General features: G+C 50.0%; 17 protein-coding genes. 8 read left to right on the forward strand and 9 right to left on the reverse strand.

The genetic code is table 11. The annotated features are described in order from the left end of the window. Positions 1-63: 63 nt before the first annotated feature. The 3 genes from dnaG to rpsU all read right to left on the reverse strand — a co-directional run bounded on the left by dnaG (position 64) and on the right by rpsU (position 2606). Positions 64-1830: a DNA primase gene (gene dnaG / locus I3X05_RS01880; RefSeq protein ID WP_045569972.1), complete on the reverse strand. Its 1767-nt coding sequence runs from the start codon at positions 1828-1830 to the stop codon at positions 64-66. Positions 1831-1916: 86 nt separating this feature from the next. After that, positions 1917-2360, reverse strand: coding sequence for a GatB/YqeY domain-containing protein (locus tag I3X05_RS01885; RefSeq protein WP_045569851.1), 444 nt, complete (start codon positions 2358-2360; stop codon positions 1917-1919). Positions 2361-2390: 30 nt separating this feature from the next. Next, positions 2391-2606 carry a 30S ribosomal protein S21 gene (rpsU, locus tag I3X05_RS01890; protein ID WP_001145625.1) on the reverse strand — a complete coding sequence of 72 codons (216 nt, stop codon included), beginning with the start codon at positions 2604-2606 and terminating at the stop codon, positions 2391-2393. 227 nt (positions 2607-2833) lie between these two features. On the opposite strand from rpsU, the gene tsaD reads away from it, so the two are divergent. Continuing rightward, positions 2834-3853, forward strand: coding sequence for a tRNA (adenosine(37)-N6)-threonylcarbamoyltransferase complex transferase subunit TsaD (gene tsaD, locus I3X05_RS01895; protein WP_045569852.1), 1020 nt, complete (start codon positions 2834-2836; stop codon positions 3851-3853). A gap of 53 nt (positions 3854-3906) precedes the next feature. Further along, on the forward strand, positions 3907-4722 hold the full coding sequence (locus I3X05_RS01900; RefSeq protein WP_045569853.1) for an alpha/beta fold hydrolase: 816 nt from the start codon (positions 3907-3909) through the stop codon (positions 4720-4722). A gap of 64 nt (positions 4723-4786) precedes the next feature. On the opposite strand, the gene plsY is transcribed toward I3X05_RS01900, so the two are convergent. Continuing rightward, positions 4787-5395 (reverse strand): glycerol-3-phosphate 1-O-acyltransferase PlsY, encoded by a 609-nt coding sequence (plsY, locus tag I3X05_RS01905; RefSeq protein WP_045569854.1) that lies wholly within the window; start codon positions 5393-5395, stop codon positions 4787-4789. A gap of 124 nt (positions 5396-5519) precedes the next feature. On the opposite strand from plsY, the gene folB reads away from it, so the two are divergent. Genes folB through I3X05_RS01920 form a run of 3 tightly spaced genes read left to right on the forward strand, consistent with a single transcriptional unit; the run spans position 5520 to position 7177 of the window. After that, positions 5520-5879, forward strand: a complete 360-nt coding sequence (gene folB, locus I3X05_RS01910) for a bifunctional dihydroneopterin aldolase/7,8-dihydroneopterin epimerase (protein WP_045569855.1) — start codon at positions 5520-5522, stop codon at positions 5877-5879. Beyond that, positions 5876-6358 carry a 2-amino-4-hydroxy-6-hydroxymethyldihydropteridine diphosphokinase gene (folK, locus tag I3X05_RS01915; RefSeq protein ID WP_337970926.1) on the forward strand — a complete coding sequence of 161 codons (483 nt, stop codon included), beginning with the start codon at positions 5876-5878 and terminating at the stop codon, positions 6356-6358. The genes folB and folK overlap by 4 nt, the downstream gene beginning before the upstream one ends. A gap of 15 nt (positions 6359-6373) precedes the next feature. Then, the gene (locus I3X05_RS01920; protein WP_193157637.1) at positions 6374-7177 is read left to right on the forward strand and encodes an undecaprenyl-diphosphate phosphatase; all 804 of its coding nucleotides are present in this window, start codon (positions 6374-6376) and stop codon (positions 7175-7177) included. Between the two features lie 89 nt (positions 7178-7266). On the opposite strand, the gene I3X05_RS01925 is transcribed toward I3X05_RS01920, so the two are convergent. Then, complete coding sequence (locus I3X05_RS01925; protein ID WP_337970927.1) at positions 7267-8487, reverse strand: multifunctional CCA addition/repair protein; 1221 nt, start codon at positions 8485-8487, stop codon at positions 7267-7269. Positions 8488-8583: 96 nt separating this feature from the next. Between I3X05_RS01925 and I3X05_RS01930 the strand changes: the two genes are divergently transcribed. Then, positions 8584-10710, forward strand: a complete 2127-nt coding sequence (locus I3X05_RS01930) for an AAA family ATPase (RefSeq protein ID WP_337970928.1) — start codon at positions 8584-8586, stop codon at positions 10708-10710. A 51-nt stretch (positions 10711-10761) separates the two neighbouring features. On the opposite strand, the gene I3X05_RS01935 is transcribed toward I3X05_RS01930, so the two are convergent. From I3X05_RS01935 to I3X05_RS01945, 3 genes are all read right to left on the reverse strand, one after another. Then, a complete protein-coding gene (locus I3X05_RS01935; RefSeq protein WP_045569860.1) occupies positions 10762-11373 on the reverse strand; it encodes a TIGR04211 family SH3 domain-containing protein in 612 nt (203 codons plus the stop codon). 184 nt (positions 11374-11557) lie between these two features. After that, positions 11558-12817 carry an inorganic phosphate transporter gene (locus tag I3X05_RS01940; protein ID WP_045569973.1) on the reverse strand — a complete coding sequence of 420 codons (1260 nt, stop codon included), beginning with the start codon at positions 12815-12817 and terminating at the stop codon, positions 11558-11560. A gap of 129 nt (positions 12818-12946) precedes the next feature. After that, positions 12947-13627, reverse strand: coding sequence for a TIGR00153 family protein (locus I3X05_RS01945; protein ID WP_045569974.1), 681 nt, complete (start codon positions 13625-13627; stop codon positions 12947-12949). 205 nt (positions 13628-13832) lie between these two features. On the opposite strand from I3X05_RS01945, the gene I3X05_RS01950 reads away from it, so the two are divergent. Then, positions 13833-15350, forward strand: a complete 1518-nt coding sequence (locus tag I3X05_RS01950; protein ID WP_337970929.1) for an inorganic triphosphatase — start codon at positions 13833-13835, stop codon at positions 15348-15350. 31 nt (positions 15351-15381) lie between these two features. Here the strand turns inward: I3X05_RS01950 and I3X05_RS01955 are convergent, their stop codons facing one another. Continuing rightward, entirely contained in the window at positions 15382-16134 is a 753-nt protein-coding gene (locus tag I3X05_RS01955) for a potassium channel family protein (RefSeq protein ID WP_045569862.1), read from the reverse strand. 111 nt (positions 16135-16245) lie between these two features. On the opposite strand from I3X05_RS01955, the gene I3X05_RS01960 reads away from it, so the two are divergent. Then, positions 16246-17502 (forward strand): methyl-accepting chemotaxis protein, encoded by a 1257-nt coding sequence (locus tag I3X05_RS01960; RefSeq protein ID WP_045569863.1) that lies wholly within the window; start codon positions 16246-16248, stop codon positions 17500-17502. The last annotated feature ends 117 nt before the right edge of the window (positions 17503-17619 follow it).

Genomic DNA, 17619 nt, shown 5'->3' on the forward strand with positions numbered 1-17619 from the left:
AGTATGCGAAATGCAAACCACTAACTATAGCAAATAAAATCGTTGCTGACTAATTAAACAGGGTTACGCTTTTAAATCTAGCATCAGCGCTAGCAGCTCCCTTCTTTCATCGGCTGATAAGCCGATACTTCTATCTTTTGCCTGCAGGTTTTCAATTTGCTTTTCGATGCACTGGGCAAGAATTTTATCCAGTGAATCCAAAAATATATCTTCTTCGTTATCTTCATCGAGTGGGATTTCCCAGCTCGCAAGACGAGACAGAAGGGTCTCATTCTGGCTACCACGCCAGCTTTCTAACAATTGGCCCGTAGTGATATTGGGACGTGTTTGACATTTTTCAAGCACTTCTATCAATAAACTTAAGCCGGGTATGGTTAAGTGAGCGACTGAGCTTAGGTCTGGCACTAATTGAGCAAAATCTGGGCGCTGGATTAACAAGGCGATGACTTCACGCATCGGAGTTCGCTTCAGCTCTCGGTGAGGCTGCGGCTTCTGTTCGCTTTGAGCTTGGCGCGCAATGAGTTGCTGCAATTGACGCTCATCAACCAAACCAAGCCGACGTCCCAACAATTCTCTCAAGTATAGACGTAAAGTTCCGCCTGGCACTTTATCAATTAATGGAACAGCGAGTGTACTGAGTTTTGCCATGCCCTCTTTGCTGCTCATGTCCACCTGTTGAGCAAGGGAGCTAAACATAAACTCGGACAATGGCGTGGCGCTGGCAACTTGTCGCTCGAACTCTGCTTTTCCAAATTGGCGGATGTAAGAATCCGGGTCTTCGCCATCCGGTAGAAACATGAACTTAAGTTGTCGCCCATCGGTAAGGTACGGCAGGGCGTTTTCCATTGCGCGCCAGGCCGCTTCTCTGCCTGCGCGGTCTCCATCATAGCAACACACCACTGTGCTGGTTTGTCTGAACAACACTTGCAGGTGATCGCCAGTGGTGGAGGTGCCAAGGGACGCGACGGAATAATCTACGCCATATTGCGCCAAGGCGACAACATCCATATAGCCTTCGACCACCAAAATTTGTGGTGGCTCGCGATAGGCTTGCAACACTTCATACAGGCCGTAGAGTTCTTTGCCTTTGTGGAAAATCGGTGTTTCAGGCGAGTTGAGGTATTTTGGCGTACCTTCGCCAATCACTCGCCCACCAAAACCAATGACTCGACCACGGCGATCGCGGATGGGGAACATCACTCGGCCGCGAAAACGGTCGTATCGATTGCCTTTGTCGTTTTCGATCAACATGCCGCCTGAAACCAACATCTCTTGAGCTTCATTGTGTTGGCCGAAGTTTCTGCGCACCAAATCCCACTCATCGGCGATGTAACCGATGCCAAATTTCTGCACTATTTCGCCCGAGAGGCCACGATTTTTCAGATAATCAATCGCTACTTTGCCTGTAGGCTGTTTGAGTTGGCCACGATAAAACTGTGCGATGCTCGCCATCAAGTCATACAAGCTGCGTTTTTCGCTGCTGCTGGCTTGAGGGGCTTGGCTAAAGCGTCCACTACCTTGAGCGCGCTGTTCTCTCGGGACATCTAAACCGAGATAAGAGGCGAGTTCTTCAATGGCTTCAACAAACTCAAGTCGCTCGTATTCCATCATGAAGTCGATGGCGTTACCGTGCGCACCGCAGCCGAAACAGTGGTAAAACTGCTTTTCCTGACTGACGCTGAACGAGGGGGTTTTCTCGTTGTGGAAAGGGCAGCAAGCCCCATAGTTCTTGCCTTTTTTCTTAAGTTTCACCCGTGCGTCGATGATGTCGACGATATCAAGTCGAGCAAGAAGGTCATCGATAAAACTGCGTGGGATGTGTCCTGCCATAAAACCTAATGAAAAAGAGAAGGGTAGATACAAACAAGCCGTGCGTTCCAAAGGATAGCACGGCTTGTTGCAAACAGGTGCGGGTTTTAAGCCAGTTTAGCGCGAACTAAACCGCTCACTTTACCCATATCTGCACGACCTTGAATTTGCGGTTTTAGCACAGCCATCACTTTGCTCATGTCTTGCATGCCCGCAGCGCCAGATTCAATAACGGCAGCTTCAACAAGCGCGGTTACTTCGTCTTCGCTAAGCGGTTGTGGCATGAACTCTTCAAGCACAGTAATTTCGGCTTTCTCCGCATCGGCCAAGTCTTGACGACCTGCCGCTTCAAACTGCGATACAGAGTCGCGACGTTGTTTAACCATTTTGGTCAGCACGGCGAGAATGTCGTCATCGCTCAGAGTGATCTGATCGTCAACTTCACGTTGCTTAATGGCTGACAAGGCTAAACGGATTGTGCCAAGGCGCTGTTTGTCCTTGGCTTTCATCGCTAATTTTTGCTCTTCTTTGAGAGTGTCAATCAGAGCCATAACTAAATTCCTTAACCAGGAGCTCAGTTATTAGTACAGGCGAACGCGACGAGCGTTTTCGCGAGCTAGCTTCTTAGCGTGACGCTTTTGAGCTGCTGCTTTAGCGCGTTTGCGAACTGTAGTTGGTTTTTCGTAGTGCTCACGACGACGCACTTCAGAAAGGATACCTGCTTTTTCGCAAGAGCGCTTGAAACGACGTAGAGCAACGTCGAACGGTTCGTTTTCACGTACTTTAACTACTGGCATATGCCTTTCACCTCAGGGGTTATTCGTTAGCGCTGGTAATAAACAGACAAATCACTAGCGATTGGTCTCTAACCAGCTTGATCAAAAATGGTGCGGAATTTTAATCCGATCACAATGGCTTTGTAAAGCCTTTTGTCGACTATTGTCTGTACAAAATTTGTTTGTCAGAGCCCAGCGAGGTAATATGTCGCCAATTTTCAATTAGCACTAAGCATACCGAGAACACCATGCGCATTATCGGCATTGAAACCTCCTGTGACGAAACAGGCATCGCCATTTATGACGACGAGAAAGGCTTGCTAGCCCACCAACTCTATAGCCAGATTAAACTGCACGCCGATTACGGTGGTGTGGTGCCTGAGCTGGCCTCCCGTGATCATGTAAAAAAAACCATTCCGCTGATCAAAGAAGCGCTCAAGGAAGCCAATCTGACCGCAAAAGAGATTGATGGTGTGGCGTACACCGCAGGCCCAGGTCTGGTTGGTGCGTTATTAGTTGGCGCGACGATTGGACGCAGCCTCGCTTACGCGTGGGGCGTGCCCGCCGTGCCCGTGCATCATATGGAAGGCCATTTGCTTGCGCCAATGTTGGAAGAGAACCCGCCGCCGTTTCCGTTTGTGGCGGTGTTGGTTTCTGGTGGTCATTCGATGATGGTGGAAGTTAAAGGCATCGGTGAGTACAAAATCTTAGGCGAATCGATCGATGACGCAGCAGGTGAAGCATTCGATAAAACCGCCAAGCTGATGGGGCTGGACTATCCAGGGGGGCCGTTATTGTCCAAGTTGGCGGAAAAAGGCACTCCAGGTCGATTTAAATTTCCCCGTCCCATGACAGATCGCCCAGGGTTAGACATGAGTTTTTCAGGTCTTAAAACGTTCACCGCCAATACCATTGCGGCCAACGGGGATGATGAGCAGACTCGTGCCGACATCGCCTTGGCGTTTGAAGAGGCGGTGTGTGAAACCTTGGCGATAAAATGCAAACGTGCTCTTGAGCAAACGGGCATGAAGCGTATTGTGATTGCGGGCGGGGTGAGTGCCAACAAACGCTTGCGCGCTGAGTTAGCAAAATTGGCTAAGAAAATAGGCGGTGAAGTCTATTATCCGCGCACCGAATTTTGCACCGACAACGGAGCGATGATCGCCTATGCCGGTATGCAACGTCTGAAAAACAATGAAGTGTCAGATTTAGCGGTTGAGGCGCGTCCGCGCTGGCCGATCGATACACTGACGGCAATTGAACAATAACAGAGACAAACGGTCGCAAAGGCGGCCGTTTTTATCAGTCAAAAGGGTAATAAATGAAGACATTCGAGATTGATGGTCACCAGATGGCGTATCAGGATGTGGGCCAAGGTCCTGTTTTGCTGTTTGGTCATAGCTATTTATGGGACAGCGAAATGTGGGCACCACAAATTGAGTGGCTAAGCCAATCCTATCGCTGCATCGTGCCTGAACTGTGGGCGCACGGGCAATCACAGGCGGCGCCAGCGAACTGCCATTCATTGGGTGATTACGCGCGTCATGTGTTGGCCTTGATGGACCATTTAGCCATTGAGCAGTTTTCTGTTGTTGGCTTATCCGTCGGCGGCATGTGGGGGGCGGAGTTAGTCTCGCAGGCACCTGCGCGGGTCAAGTCTTTGGTACTGATGGATACCTTTATTGGTCTGGAACCTGAAGTGACGCATAAAAAATATTTCTCCATGTTAGACGCTATTAGCCAAAGCCAACTGGTGCCGCCACCAATAGTTGAAGCGGTGGTGCCGCTGTTTTTCGCCAACGATGCGAAAGAGAAAAATCCTCAGTTGGTTGATGATTTTACACAAAAACTTGCCTCTCTTTCCGGAGAACAAGCGGTGCAAGTAGCAAGAGTGGGACGCATGGTATTTGGTCGCAGAGATGTGATTGAAGATGCTGAGAACTTTGCCTTGCCGACGCTTATTGCTGTGGGTAGAGAAGATAAGCCGCGTCCGGTGTTCGAGTCCTATCTGATGAAAGATGTGATCACGGCTAGCCAATTAATCGAGATCCCCAATGCAGGCCACATTAGCAATCTGGAGCAGCCAGAGTTTGTTAACCGTATGCTGAGCGATTTTTTTGCGCAGGTTTATGCCTAAATGTGTCAAAAGCAGCGGGCTGATGTTGAGGTCGCTGCTTTAAATCGTTGTTGAGCATCCGTGATTACGGTTTGGGGAAAGGCAATTTTTTTTCGCCGATTTTCGGCTCTTCACCAGTAAAAAGGCGGCGGATATTTTGATGATGGCGCAGCACAATCAAGCAGCACAGCATGCCGACAGGTAAGGTGTAATGAGGTTTGATCATCCACGTATAAAATGGTGCAAGCAGTACGGTGATGAGCGCGGCCAGTGAAGAATAGCGAAACAGCAATGCCACCGTCAGCCAAGTGACCATGATCATCGCAGTCAAATCAAGGCCGATGGGCGCGATCGCGCCAAGTGCGGTAGCCACACCTTTACCACCTTGAAAATGAAAGAAAATTGGGTACATATGGCCTAAACAAGCCGCAATGGCAATCACGCCAAGTAAGATGGGGTCGATACCGAAGTAGTAACCGCTCCACACCGGAATGGTGCCTTTGAGCATGTCACAGAGCAAAACAGCGGCTGCGGCACCTTTTCCGCCAATGCGCAGCACATTGGTCGCGCCAGGGTTATTGGAACCCACACCTCGTGGATCAGGCAATCTTAGCAGACGACAAATCAGTACCGCACTGGAGACAGAGCCCAGTAGGTAGGCGATGATGGTCATTGTCACTGCCAGTGCGTCCATGTGAGTACCTAAATATTTGGAAATTAATGCTCATTTTTCGCGTAGTTGCTATCATAGCGCGATTGCGAAAATAATACGATGAATTTACCCCAAACGGGTATCCGACCTCTAATAAGGACAGAACATGGCGCTGGACAAAGTGTTTATTGAACAGTTGGAAGTGATCACCACCATAGGTGTGTACGACTGGGAGCAGGAGATCAAACAGAAGCTGGTGCTGGATATTGAGATGGCTCACGACAATCGCCCTGCTGGCAAAAGCGACGATGTGTGTGACGCGCTCGATTACGCCAAAGTGAGCGAGGCCGTGCTGACACATATCGAAGGTGGTCGTTTTCTGTTGGTCGAACGTGTCGCCGAAGAAGTGGCTGAGTTGATCATGAGCCGTTTTAACGTCCCTTGGATTCGTATCCGTCTGGCCAAGCCCGGAGCCGTGCCACAGGCACGCGCGGTGGGCGTTATCATTGAACGAGGTCAGGCATGAACACCGCGTATATCGGCGTGGGTAGCAATCTAGAGCGAGAGAAACACGCCAGCGCAGCTTGGCAAGAGTTGGCGGCATTGGGCAGTGATTTACGCGTTTCGCCGATATACGAATGTGCTGCGGTCGGTTTTGATAGCCATCCTTTTTTTAACTTTGTTATTCAGCTCAATACTGACCTCGCACTGCCGGAGTTTGTCGCACGTTTGCGCGCGATCGAACATAAGTGGGGTCGAGATACGAATGCGCAAAAATTTCAAGATCGCACCTTAGATCTCGATATTGTGTTGTTTGGCGACTGCATTTGCGCGCAAAATCCGCAGTTGCCTCGCAGCGATATTTTTAAATATCCTTTTGTCATTCAACCTTTGTATGATTTGCAACCGGAGTTGACCATTCCGGGTGATGGCCGAACCGTCGAGCAAATTTGGCGCAGTGCAAAGGATCTCGACTCTTTGCAAAAAATTGATTTTTCATTATAAAAAACCGAGTAAACCATGAGTTATTTTGAAGCGTTTGTGTTGGCTTTGATCCAAGGCCTAACGGAGTTTTTGCCGATTTCCAGTTCGGCGCATTTAATTTTGCCCTCGGCGATTTTTGGCTGGGCAGATCAAGGATTGGCTTTCGATGTCGCTGTGCATGTAGGGACGTTGGCCGCAGTGGTCATCTACTTCCGCCATGAAGTGATCACGCTGTTTTCGGCTTTGTTCGCCTCCATTTTCAAAGGGGATCGCAGCAAAGAAGCGAAGTTGGCGTGGATGATCGTGCTGGCAACCATTCCTGCCTGTATTTTTGGCTTATTGATGAAAGATGTGGTTGAAGTTTACTTACGCAGCGCTTATGTGATCGCAACCACGACCATCATATTCGGCTTGTTGCTGTGGTGGGTTGATAAGAATGCCACGCTGCTCAATGATGAGTATCAAGCGGGTTGGAAAAAAGCGCTCTTTATCGGCCTTGCTCAAGCAGTGGCCATTATACCTGGCACTTCTCGCTCAGGAGCCACCATTACCGCAGCGCTTTATCTTGGTTTTACCCGTGAGGCGGCGGCGCGTTTCTCTTTCTTAATGTCGATCCCGATTATTACCTTGGCGGGTTCTTACCTTGGTTTGAAACTCGTCACTAGCGGTGAGCCTGTGCATGTTGGTTTCTTACTGACCGGGATTATCACCTCATTTTTCAGTGCTTATCTGTGTATCCATCTGTTTTTGAAGATGATCTCACGCATGGGTATGATGCCATTTGTGATTTATCGTTTGATTCTGGGCGTCGGTTTGTTTGCCTACCTGCTCAGCGCTTAAGTGTTTAGTTAGCTCAAGCTCAATGTAAAAGGCCCGCGGATTGCGATCCGCGGGCCTTTTTCTTGCACTCTATGGTCTGCTTTATGACACTAGCGGCCAAGCGCGTTAGCCACCGCTGCAATGCGCCGTTTTTCCAGTTCATCGCGAATCGCAGAACCTTTGAAACCCGCGTCGATCACCGTTTGCACCTCAACGGATAACGCGGCTTGGTATGCACGCATCATGAGTTCTGACTGCGGATAAGGTTCGTTCTCCAGCCCTTTTCTACCGGCATGATCCGCCTCGCAGCACAATAGGATTTCCTTTAATCGCTCCGCCTTGCGCCACACATCAAAACCATTGAGGATCTTGATGATGGTTGCTGGTTTAAGTTCAGCGGCGCGGTGAATGTTAGAGTGTTGCTGACAGACTAACAGCGCCAAATCGCGAAACTCATTGGGAATGCGCACTCTTTCACAAAGGCGTTGGATCAGTTTTTGTCCGGTGTGGCAGTGCAGCTTATGGCTTGGCCACTCCTCTTTGGGAGTCACGCCTTTGCCTAAATCGTGCACTTGCGCGGCGAAACGGACCACAGGCGATGGGCTGCGCCTGGCGGCTTGCTCAGCGACCAGTAAGGTATGAATGCCCGTATCAATTTCCGGGTGCCACTTTTCTGGCTGAGGCACGCCAAACAGAGCGTCGATTTCTGGCAGCACGACCGCCAAGGCGCCGCACTCTCGCAGTACTTGCAGAAAAACTTGCGGCGCGTCGCTATTGAGCGACTTGAACCACTCCTGCCAAACTCGTTCGGCAGTTAAGGCTTGCAGCTCACCGGATTCTACGATGTTTTTCATGAGCGCCATCGTCTCCTCGGCGACACGAAAACCCTGCGGCGCGAGTTTGGCGGCAAAGCGTGCCACGCGCAGAACGCGCAGCGGATCTTCGGTAAATGCGCTGGAGACATGCCTTAATAGTTTATCGGCGAGATCTTGCTGTCCGCCATAAGGGTCGATGATCTGGCCTTGCGCATCCATCGCCATAGCATTGATCGTCAGGTCACGACGCAGGAGATCTTCTTCCAAGGTCACCTCTGGCGAGAAAAAGCACTCAAAGCCTTTATAACCGGCCGAGGTTTTTCGTTCAGTACGCGCGAGGGCATATTCCTGTTTGGTTTTGGGGTGCAGAAATACCGGAAAATCGCTGCCAACGGCGGTGTAACCGGCACTGAGCATCGCTTCGGCGGTTGCGCCGACCACGACCCAATCGTTATCGTAAACCGGGATTTGCAGTAATTGGTCTCGGACTGCGCCACCGACTAAGTAAACTTCCACGTGTGACCTCGAATAATTGCTGATCTGACTGGACATTGTAGCAAGCAATGGTACTTTGCTCCCTATTGAAATGAGCCCGTTGCGTTTGGATTGTGTATGTATAAGGACTTTTTTGGCTTTTCCGAGTTGCCATTTTCGATTGTGCCGAACTCGCGTTATCTCTATTTGAGTCAACGTCATCGTGAAGCCATCACCCATTTACAGGCAGGACTGGGCGACGGTGGTGGTTTTGCCATGCTGACTGGCGAAGTGGGGACAGGCAAAACCACCGTGGCCAAATCGATGTTGGCGAACTTAGGTGAAAATAAATGCGCCGCGCTGCTACTCAATCCGACCTTCTCCAGCTTGGAACTGCTCGAAGCGATTTGTGATGAGTTCAATCTCAGCTACCCGCAGCAGGCGAGCCTCAAGCAACTCCATCAGATCATCCATCAGTTTTTATTGCGAAACCACCAGATGGGAAGGCAAACACTACTGGTGATCGATGAAGCGCAACACCTCGCGGTGGAGGTATTGGAACAACTGCGCCTGCTCACCAACTTAGAAACCGAGAGCAGTAAATTGCTCAAAGTGTTGCTGGTCGGACAGCCTGAGCTACAAAAGCTGCTGCAAACTACCCAACTGCGTCAATTAGCCCAACGCATTACGGGCCGCTACCATTTGTTACCCTTGGATGAGCGAGAGACGGCCGACTACATCGCTTTTCGTCTGCATACCGCCGGAGGTGACAAGCAACTGTTTGACCGCAGTTCGACCACGTTGATTGCCAAATACAGTCACGGTATTCCGCGTTTGATTAACTTGATTTGCGATAAAGCGCTGCAATTGAGTTTCTACCAAAGTACGCTGCTGGTGTCCAAAACCAATGTGCATAAAGCGTGTGAAGAGGTGATGCAGTTTCAGGCGCAAATCTATCAGCAGCCACAAATAGGCCGCTCCACAACAAGATGGGCAAAAAGTGCCGTGGCGCTGAGCGTCATCGCGCTGCTGGCAAGCGGTGGTTACTGGTACACCACGCAGCTAAGCCCAAATCAAGCCGCAGTGGCTAGCGATGTTGAGCCCGATGCACCAAGCAGCGCTCTCGTGATTGAACAAGCGCCGTCAGAGGATATCGTCGATTTGCTAATGGTTCGGCAAGATCCGCAGCAGGCGCTAAGTGAGCTGTATCAAGTGTGGGGATATCAGGCGAGTGAGCAAGACAGCTTGTGTCTTAATGCACCATTGTCGGTATTTCGTTGTGCTCGCTTGCAGAGTAATTGGCAGGAGATAGTGCAGGCCAACCGTCCAGTGGTGTTAACGCTACAGCAGCAGAATCAGCGTGGGTATGTGGTGCTTTGGCGCGTGCAGCATGAGTGGGCTGAGGTGCTCAATGGCGATGCGCGCCTGCGAGTACCAGTGAGCGAACTGCTCACTTTGTGGCGCGGAGAAACGATGGCTATTTGGCGTGCGCCGCTGCGTGACACCTTAAAGCTCAACATGAGCGGCGAAGCGATTGCGCAATTGGACCAGCTACTGGCGAAAGCGCTCAATGATGATCCGCTAGGCGGTGAGCACTTTGATAGCGCGCTGCAACGCCGTGTGGAATGGTTCCAACAGTGGCAGGGGATTGGTGTCGATGGCATCGCCGGGCCGAATACCTTGTCGCGTTTGCAGCAGTTAGTTCAATTGAGCGCGCCGAGTTTACAGCAAGGGGCTGAGTTAGACGAACAAGAGAAGGTGGCGCAACGCGTGAGCTATCCGCCGTTCGGTTATCTATCACCGTTACCCAGAACTTTTCCGCAGGCGTCGCTGGTAGAAGCCAAACCTACGCCTATACTGCTCACGCAAAATGCCTCTTCACCCGCGCAACCGAGCGTGGATAAGGCGCAAGACTTACTCGATAACTTAGATCTCTCAGGTTTTTCACCAGAATTGGCGATGAAAGTGGAAAGTGCGTTGGCATCGCCATCACCCGAACTCAGCCAGACAACACAAGGGGAAGTGCATTCGCTGGAAATGGAAGCGGCACGCTGGCGCGGGCGTTTACCGGCGCTGAATCTGCAATCGCATATTTACTCCAATGACAGCCAACGACGCTGGTTGAAGATCAATGGTACAGAGTATCGCCAAGGCGATTGGATTGAGCAGCAAGTCAAGCTGGTCGAAATTTTACCTCAGTCGATTGTGGTGGAGTTTGACGGTGAGAAGATCGCCATTCCGGCTCTGTATGAGTGGAAGGGATGAGCGTAGAGAAAGATAAAAATCAGGCCGCAATCGCGGCCTGAACGTTTCGCATTATGTCCAGCCTGACGGGGACTTCTTACGGCGTGGGATCAAGTGAGGCAAGATCAAGCCAAATAACAAACCACCACCCGCGACACCGCCGCCATACATAAAGTATTTCAATAGCAGATCGTCTTTCTGGGTATCCAGTTTGGCGCGCAGTTGGCGATTTTCCGTTTGAACAGCGGTGAGCTGCTCGCTGATTTCGCCATACTTCATCTCCAGTTCGGAAATTTGTTGATTACGGTTTTCCAGTGAATCGACCAAGCCCGCTTTCTCGGTGTCGGCACTTTGGCGCGCGTTGGCCAGTTGTGCTTTCACATCTTTAAGCTCTTTTTCCAGACGCGGAAGGCGAATCGCCATGCTTTCTTGGCGAGTGATAAATTTCGTTTGAACCCAGCCTTTACGGCCGCGTTCATCAACCACTTCGCTGTAGCCTGTCTCGCTGTTGCTTTGCAGCAGTTGTACTTTACTGCCTGCATCAATACTTCCGATGATGCGGAAAGTGTTGTTTGGTCCTGAGTGCATATAGGTAAACAGTTCATCTGCAATGTAGCGGTCTTGTGCGAAAAGTGACGGCACAGAAAAGACAGTCAGCAAAACCGTAACGATGAGTTTTTTCACAATAAATCCCTTAACGATTTCTTTAGAGTCGGCGATAAATGCCCCGATGGACGAATAGTAAAAAGTTTCCCAAACTCATGCAACAAAGAAGGGAGGCAAAGCCTCCCTTAATGTGCGTTTGAGTCAAATATGACAAGGTGCTTACAAAATCTGTCCTTGCTTTACATATTTCTGACGCTTTGTGTTAGCTAAAAGCCGCTTGCATCACATAGAAGAAGACGACCGCCAACAGGGCGCCCGCAGGCAGTGTGACCACCCAAGAAGCGACGATATTGCGTACAACGCCAAGGTTAAGTGCAGCGATACCACGTGCGAAACCGACACCTAGTACAGCACCGACAAGGGTTTGAGTGGTTGAAATTGGCAAGCCAGTGCCTGATGCCAGTACAACGGTTGATGCGGTTGCTAGCTGCGCGGCAAAACCACGACTTGGCGTGAGCTCAGTAATTCCTGTTCCGACAGTAGCCATTACTTTGTGACCAAGGGTTGCCAAGCCGACCACGATACCAAAACCGCCGAGAGGTAGGATCCACCAAGCAATCTGGCTTTTCGCCGTGATTTGACCCATGTGCTCAACGGTAGACACGACCGCAGAAAGAGGACCAATCGCGTTGGCTACATCGTTTGAGCCGTGAGCAAACGCCATGGCACAGGCGGTAATCACCATCAAGACGCTGAAAATGCTCTCTACGCCAGCAAAGCTGTGGTCATCTTCACGGTTGGCAAATTTCTTCTGGATATAAAGGTAACCGCAGACCATCACGAGGGCAGAAACGGCGACCGAGGCCATCCACGCTTCAGAGCTGCTAAGGTGCAAACCCACGTGCTTGAGGCCTTTTTTGATGGTTACCAGCGCGATCACCATGGTGGTGATGAACATGTAAACCGGAACGAAGCGCTTCGCGTTTAGCAGAGGTTTTTCGGTATCGAAGATCAGACGCTGCGCGCTGACGAAGATAAGATAAGCAAAAAAGCCTGAGATAAGCGGAGTGATGATCCAACTGCCGACAATGCCTTTGACACTGCTCCAGTCAACCGCTTCGGTGCCTACAGAAACACAGGCAAAACCAATGATGGCACCAATAATCGAGTGGGTGGTAGAAACAGGCCAACCCATGTAAGACGCCAGCAACAGCCAGCTACCCGCCGCCAAAAGAGCGGACATCATGCCAAAAACCAGAATGTCGGGCTTGTCGGCAAAAAGAGACGTTTCGATTACACCTTTACGGATAGTGTCGGTTACTTCACCGCCTGCAAGGTATGCGCCCGCAAATTCAAATATCATCGCAATGATGATGGCTTGTTTTACGGTAAGTGCTTTCGAGCCGACTGAGGTGCCCATGGCGTTGGCAACGTCATTTGCACCAATACCAATCGCCATCATAAATCCGAAAGCCGCTGCAACAAGAATCAGGACCGTGCCGTAGTTCGCAAGGATATCCATCGTAATACCTAGTTGATTTATAACAAGCGGAGCAAAATCAAACATGCGTTTGTCCTGTTTCGGCCTTTTGCTGTGATGACCAAAACAGGTTTGACTATGCTCTTTGTTATTTTTCGTTTACTTAATGTTTTAAGATCGAGATAGCATCAATTCCAGACGTGCGCCTACGCGCTGAGCCTGGTCTGCAATACCGCCAACCCATTCGAAAATCTTGTATAGGAACATGACATCGATAGGGTTCATCTCCGATTCAATGGCCATCAGCTGCTGACGTAGAGTGATTTGCATCGCGTCGGTATCGTCTTCGATAACATCCAGCTGATGGATCATCTCAGCGACCAGAGTCACTTCACGGCCTTTAAATCCGGTTTCGAGGAGTTCATCAAGCTCGTTGATGACGTTTTGAGCCTGGTTAGCGGCATCAAGACAACGTTGAACGTAAGCGATGAAATTGGATTGGAGTGCTTCAGGAATCACCAGTTTGCGACCATAGGCGCGACCTGCGATGTCCTTTGCCAGATTGGCCAGTTTGTCTTGCTGAGTGAGGAGCTCCAGCATGTCGGTACGATCGACCGGTAAGAACAAACCGCGAGGAAGTTTGAGACGAATTTCTCGTTTCAGGACGTCCGCTTCTTTCTCAAGATGAGAGATTTGTGCGCGAATTTCCGCTGCTTTTTCCCAATCGCCCTCTGAACAGACTTCAAAGAACTTGATTAGGTGTGAGCAACACTCGTTGACACAAACCACGTGACGCTGCAAAGGCTTTATAGGGGACTTTGCAAATAACCCCATAATTGTATTTACTGGCATGGTCATTCAACCTAATAACTATAACCTTAAAAGAACATACACCATTTCATGGTGAAATGTTGAGCGATGGCTATAAAGGCGCGCATGTTAACGCATTCAATCCAGCATTAAAACTGTTTTAGATCATCTCTAGTGCGATATTTCTTTCTTGCCCCATAAGAATTTAGGCAATATCCTGTTCCAGTCTGCTTTGAAAGGTATAACTATGGAAACCGAGATAGAACTGAAGTTTTTTGTTTCTCCTGAATTTTCAGAAACTTTGCGAGAAAAAATCGCCGAAACCAAAGTGCTTCAGCACAGTTGTCGAGATCTGGGTAACACCTACTTTGACACCCCAGACAACTGGCTTCGTCAACACGATACAGGCTTAAGGATACGCCGTTTCGATGACGTTTTTGTTCAGACTGTCAAAACAGCCGGACGCGTCGTTGCAGGCTTACACCAACGTCCCGAATACAACGCAGAACATAACTGCAATATCCCCGACCTCTCACTGCATCCACTTGATATCTGGCCGCAAGGCAAAGAGATTGAAACCTTGCAAGCCGAATTGATGCCGCTTTTTTCCACCAACTTTAGCCGTGAACAGTGGCTAATTGGTATGCCGGATGGTAGCCAAATCGAAGTGGCGTTTGACCAAGGGTTGGTCAACGCACAGGACAAAGAAGACACGATTTGTGAAGTGGAACTGGAGCTCAAATCTGGTCAGACCGACGCACTGTTTACCTTGGCTCGTTTGCTGTCTGAATCGGGTGGTATGCGTCTTGGTAACTTAAGTAAAGCAGCCAAAGGCTATCGCCTCGCGCAAGGTTATCAAGGCGATGAGGTGAAATCGCTCAGTTTGGTCGATACAGGCAAGCTCGATAACGTTGAGTATTGTCTGATCAATTCACTGGAGCATGCGCTGTCGCACTGGCACTACCACGAACAGATTTACGTTGAGCGCGAATCAGTGGAGGCTCTGCGCGAAATCAATCATGCCATCAGCTTTATTCGGCAAACGTTAACCATTTTTGGCGGGGTTGTGCCGCGCCGCGCCAGCGCCATTTTGCGCCAAGAGCTGAAATGGTTGGAAGAAGAGCTGGCGTGGTTGGGCGAGCATGCGCATTTAACCGAACTTCTGGAAGACAAAGGTCATGTGCTGCGCAAGCTGGACGCACGTAAATTTCTCGTCGCTGAGCTCACTCAGCAACTTGACAACCTGCCGGATCGTGAAGAGATGCTGCGTCTATTAACCAGTGCGCGTTACACCGGCTTGTTGCTTGATTTGAGCCGCTGGATTCTAACTCGTGGCTGGCAGCCGTTTTTGGATGACAAAGCGCGTGAGCAGATGGCAAGTTCGGTCAAAGAGTTTTCCGTAACGCAGTTGGACAGAACTTGGGCCGAGTTGATGGAAGCGTTTCCCGCCGAGCAAGAGATGCCGGCGCAGGCGTATATTGATCAACGCTATCGCTTAGCGCGCAATCTTTACACTGGGGTTGGCTTTGCCAGCCTTTACGATGCCGAAGAGCGTAACGGTTTTCGTATGCCTTGGGCCGATCTGATCCACGGTATTGATGATCTCCTCATGCTGCGCCACTTGCATCCTTTGTGTGAGAAGCTGGAAGCGGAAGAGCGCGAGCAATTAGAGCGCTGGTTGCTGCGTCAGGAACGCTCCATCTTGCACGCGATGGATCAAACGCGCGCCATCGGCATTGAAGCAGAACCTTACTGGCGACGCTAACTGGGTTGTTTAAGAAAATAGGGCATTTGCCCTATTTTTTTATCTGCTGTTCCAGACGCTCAAGCCGATTGAGGATCTCTTCTTGGCGCTGCAACATCGTCTCTAGCATCTTCTCTTTATTTATAGAGCGGGAAGTTTGCTGGTGGGTCGGGCTGGTGAGTAGCGAGGTGATAAGGCCGGAGATCATGCCAAACAGCCCTACACCGCAGAGGATTACAATCACTGCGACGATCTTTCCCCCATCAGTCACTGGGTAATGATCGCCATATCCGACGGTGGAGATGGTGACAAACGCCCACCACAACGCATCAATGCCCGTCTGAATATTCGCCCCTTCCTCCTTGCCTTCCATAAAAAGCACCAGACCCGAGCCGAGCATCACCAGCACCACCATCAAGAGTAAAATAGAAGCTAACGTCGTCTCTTTACGATTATTTTTCAGTTGCTTAAAAACGGAGTGGGATGAGCGCAGCACCAAAATGACGCGCAGAATGTGAAACAGCCTGGCAAAGCGCAGTGGCTCAACTAATGGGATGCTGGCGAGAAAATCGATCCAGTGAGTTTTCATAAAATTGCGCTTGTCTGTGGCGCGGATCAAATCTACGCTCAGTTGTAGCAGGAAAATGCTACAGATTATGAAATCCAGTCCGATAAGGATTTGGCGAGTTTCTTTATCGATTGGAAAGAACAACAAGCCAGAGATCACAAATAGCGCCATAAAAGACAAGATTAGTGATAACAGACTCATAGGTTTGGTGCTGTCTTTGATATCATTGCTATTCATACGGGGCTCGAAATAAATAGATTGGCTCAAGTTTTTGAGAGTCAGCGCATTTGGTTGCTCGGGCAACACGCTTCGAAATAGGACTATAAAAGACTTGGTGGAGAACTGACAATGGAAAAGCTGGCGTTTAAACCCTGGGAAAGGGTGATTTCAGACATTCGCCTGGTTCCCAAGATGGTCATGCTGATGGTGTTCAGTACGATCTTAATCGTGGGGAAACAGCTGTGGGATGCGAGTACTTTTTATCAAGCCTTGTTGGCAGCAACGCAGAATGAGCAGCTTGCGCAACATCATTATGATGCTTATTTAGTGCAAGTTGCTTGGCAAACCGCACTGTTGATTGTGTTGTTTATTGTTCTATTGATGGCGGCAGCGAGTGTGATGCTGCGTCAGACTCGTTACCTCAATGATGCCATTAAGCTCATGGCGCAGAAGAACCTCTCCGTTCCCTTCGGTATGGAGTGTAAAGATGAATACGGTGACGTGGCGCGTGAGCTGGAGAAGGCCCGTAAACAGTTACACGATGTGATCCAAACCCAGATCAACGCCTCCGATGAGCTTGCAGGGCTGACCGAAGTGATGACGCTGAGTATGTCGGAGACCAAAGAGTCTGCCCAAGAAGAGTTCAATGAAATTGACCAACTGGCCACGGCAATGAGTGAGATGACGTCTACGGTACAGACGGTGGCCGAGCATGCGCATAATGCCTCTTCACTGACTGAACTGGCGTCAGAGCAGGCGAAAAAAGGCCAGCAATTCCTCAAAGGCACCGTGAATAAGATGAGCCAACTTTCCTCCGATATTTCGGCGTCGGCGCAAGCGGTGAACCAAGTTGAAGAGCGTGTGGATGCGATTGGCAGTGTTGTTGGCACCATTCAAGGCATTTCTGAGCAAACCAACCTGCTGGCATTGAACGCGGCGATTGAAGCGGCGCGTGCTGGTGAGGCTGGGCGCGGGTTTGCAGTGGTTGCTGACGAAGTACGTAACCTAGCGCAGCGGACTCAGCAAGCGACGGTAGAGATTCAAGATATGATCTCGCAGTTGCAAAGCAGTGCGACTTCGGCGGTTGAGTTGATGGAAAAAAGTGTGGTTGAGGCGGCTGAAGGGGTCGAGTTGGTTTCTAATGCGGGTCACGAGCTTGACGGCATCGTGGGTCAAGTCACCCAAATTAATGAGATGAATCTGCATATTGCCACCGCAGCAGGTCAGCAAAGTAGCGTCGCGGCCGAGATGGATCAGAACCTCACCAATGTACGGGAACTGGTGGAAGCCTCGGTGGTGGTGGTGAGTGAACTCCTTGAGACCTCGGAAATCATGCAAAACAATGCCGAAGAGCTGGATAAAAAGATCAAGTTATTCCGCGTCTAACACACCGAGAAAAAGCTGAGAAAAAAGCCGAGAAAAAAGAGAGAACGCCCACATTGTCGATGTGGGCGTTTTTTATGGCTGCAACTCTGATATAAATAGCACAAAGTAAAACATTAC

This window comes from Vibrio navarrensis, assembly GCF_015767675.1.
GTDB lineage: Bacteria > Pseudomonadota > Gammaproteobacteria > Enterobacterales > Vibrionaceae > Vibrio.

Coding starts and splice junctions, on each gene's coding strand:
- dnaG (WP_045569972.1), bottom strand. CDS start 1,830: ATGGCAGGACACATCCCACGCAGTTTTATCGATGACCTTCTTGCTCGA.
- I3X05_RS01885 (WP_045569851.1), bottom strand. CDS start 2,360: ATGGCTCTGATTGACACTCTCAAAGAAGAGCAAAAATTAGCGATGAAA.
- rpsU (WP_001145625.1), bottom strand. CDS start 2,606: ATGCCAGTAGTTAAAGTACGTGAAAACGAACCGTTCGACGTTGCTCTA.
- tsaD (WP_045569852.1), top strand. CDS start 2,834: ATGCGCATTATCGGCATTGAAACCTCCTGTGACGAAACAGGCATCGCC.
- I3X05_RS01900 (WP_045569853.1), top strand. CDS start 3,907: ATGAAGACATTCGAGATTGATGGTCACCAGATGGCGTATCAGGATGTG.
- plsY (WP_045569854.1), bottom strand. CDS start 5,395: ATGGACGCACTGGCAGTGACAATGACCATCATCGCCTACCTACTGGGC.
- folB (WP_045569855.1), top strand. CDS start 5,520: ATGGCGCTGGACAAAGTGTTTATTGAACAGTTGGAAGTGATCACCACC.
- folK (WP_337970926.1), top strand. CDS start 5,876: ATGAACACCGCGTATATCGGCGTGGGTAGCAATCTAGAGCGAGAGAAA.
- I3X05_RS01920 (WP_193157637.1), top strand. CDS start 6,374: ATGAGTTATTTTGAAGCGTTTGTGTTGGCTTTGATCCAAGGCCTAACG.
- I3X05_RS01930 (WP_337970928.1), top strand. CDS start 8,584: ATGTATAAGGACTTTTTTGGCTTTTCCGAGTTGCCATTTTCGATTGTG.
- I3X05_RS01940 (WP_045569973.1), bottom strand. CDS start 12,817: ATGGATATCCTTGCGAACTACGGCACGGTCCTGATTCTTGTTGCAGCG.
- I3X05_RS01945 (WP_045569974.1), bottom strand. CDS start 13,627: ATGCCAGTAAATACAATTATGGGGTTATTTGCAAAGTCCCCTATAAAG.
- I3X05_RS01950 (WP_337970929.1), top strand. CDS start 13,833: ATGGAAACCGAGATAGAACTGAAGTTTTTTGTTTCTCCTGAATTTTCA.
- I3X05_RS01955 (WP_045569862.1), bottom strand. CDS start 16,134: ATGAATAGCAATGATATCAAAGACAGCACCAAACCTATGAGTCTGTTA.
- I3X05_RS01960 (WP_045569863.1), top strand. CDS start 16,246: ATGGAAAAGCTGGCGTTTAAACCCTGGGAAAGGGTGATTTCAGACATT.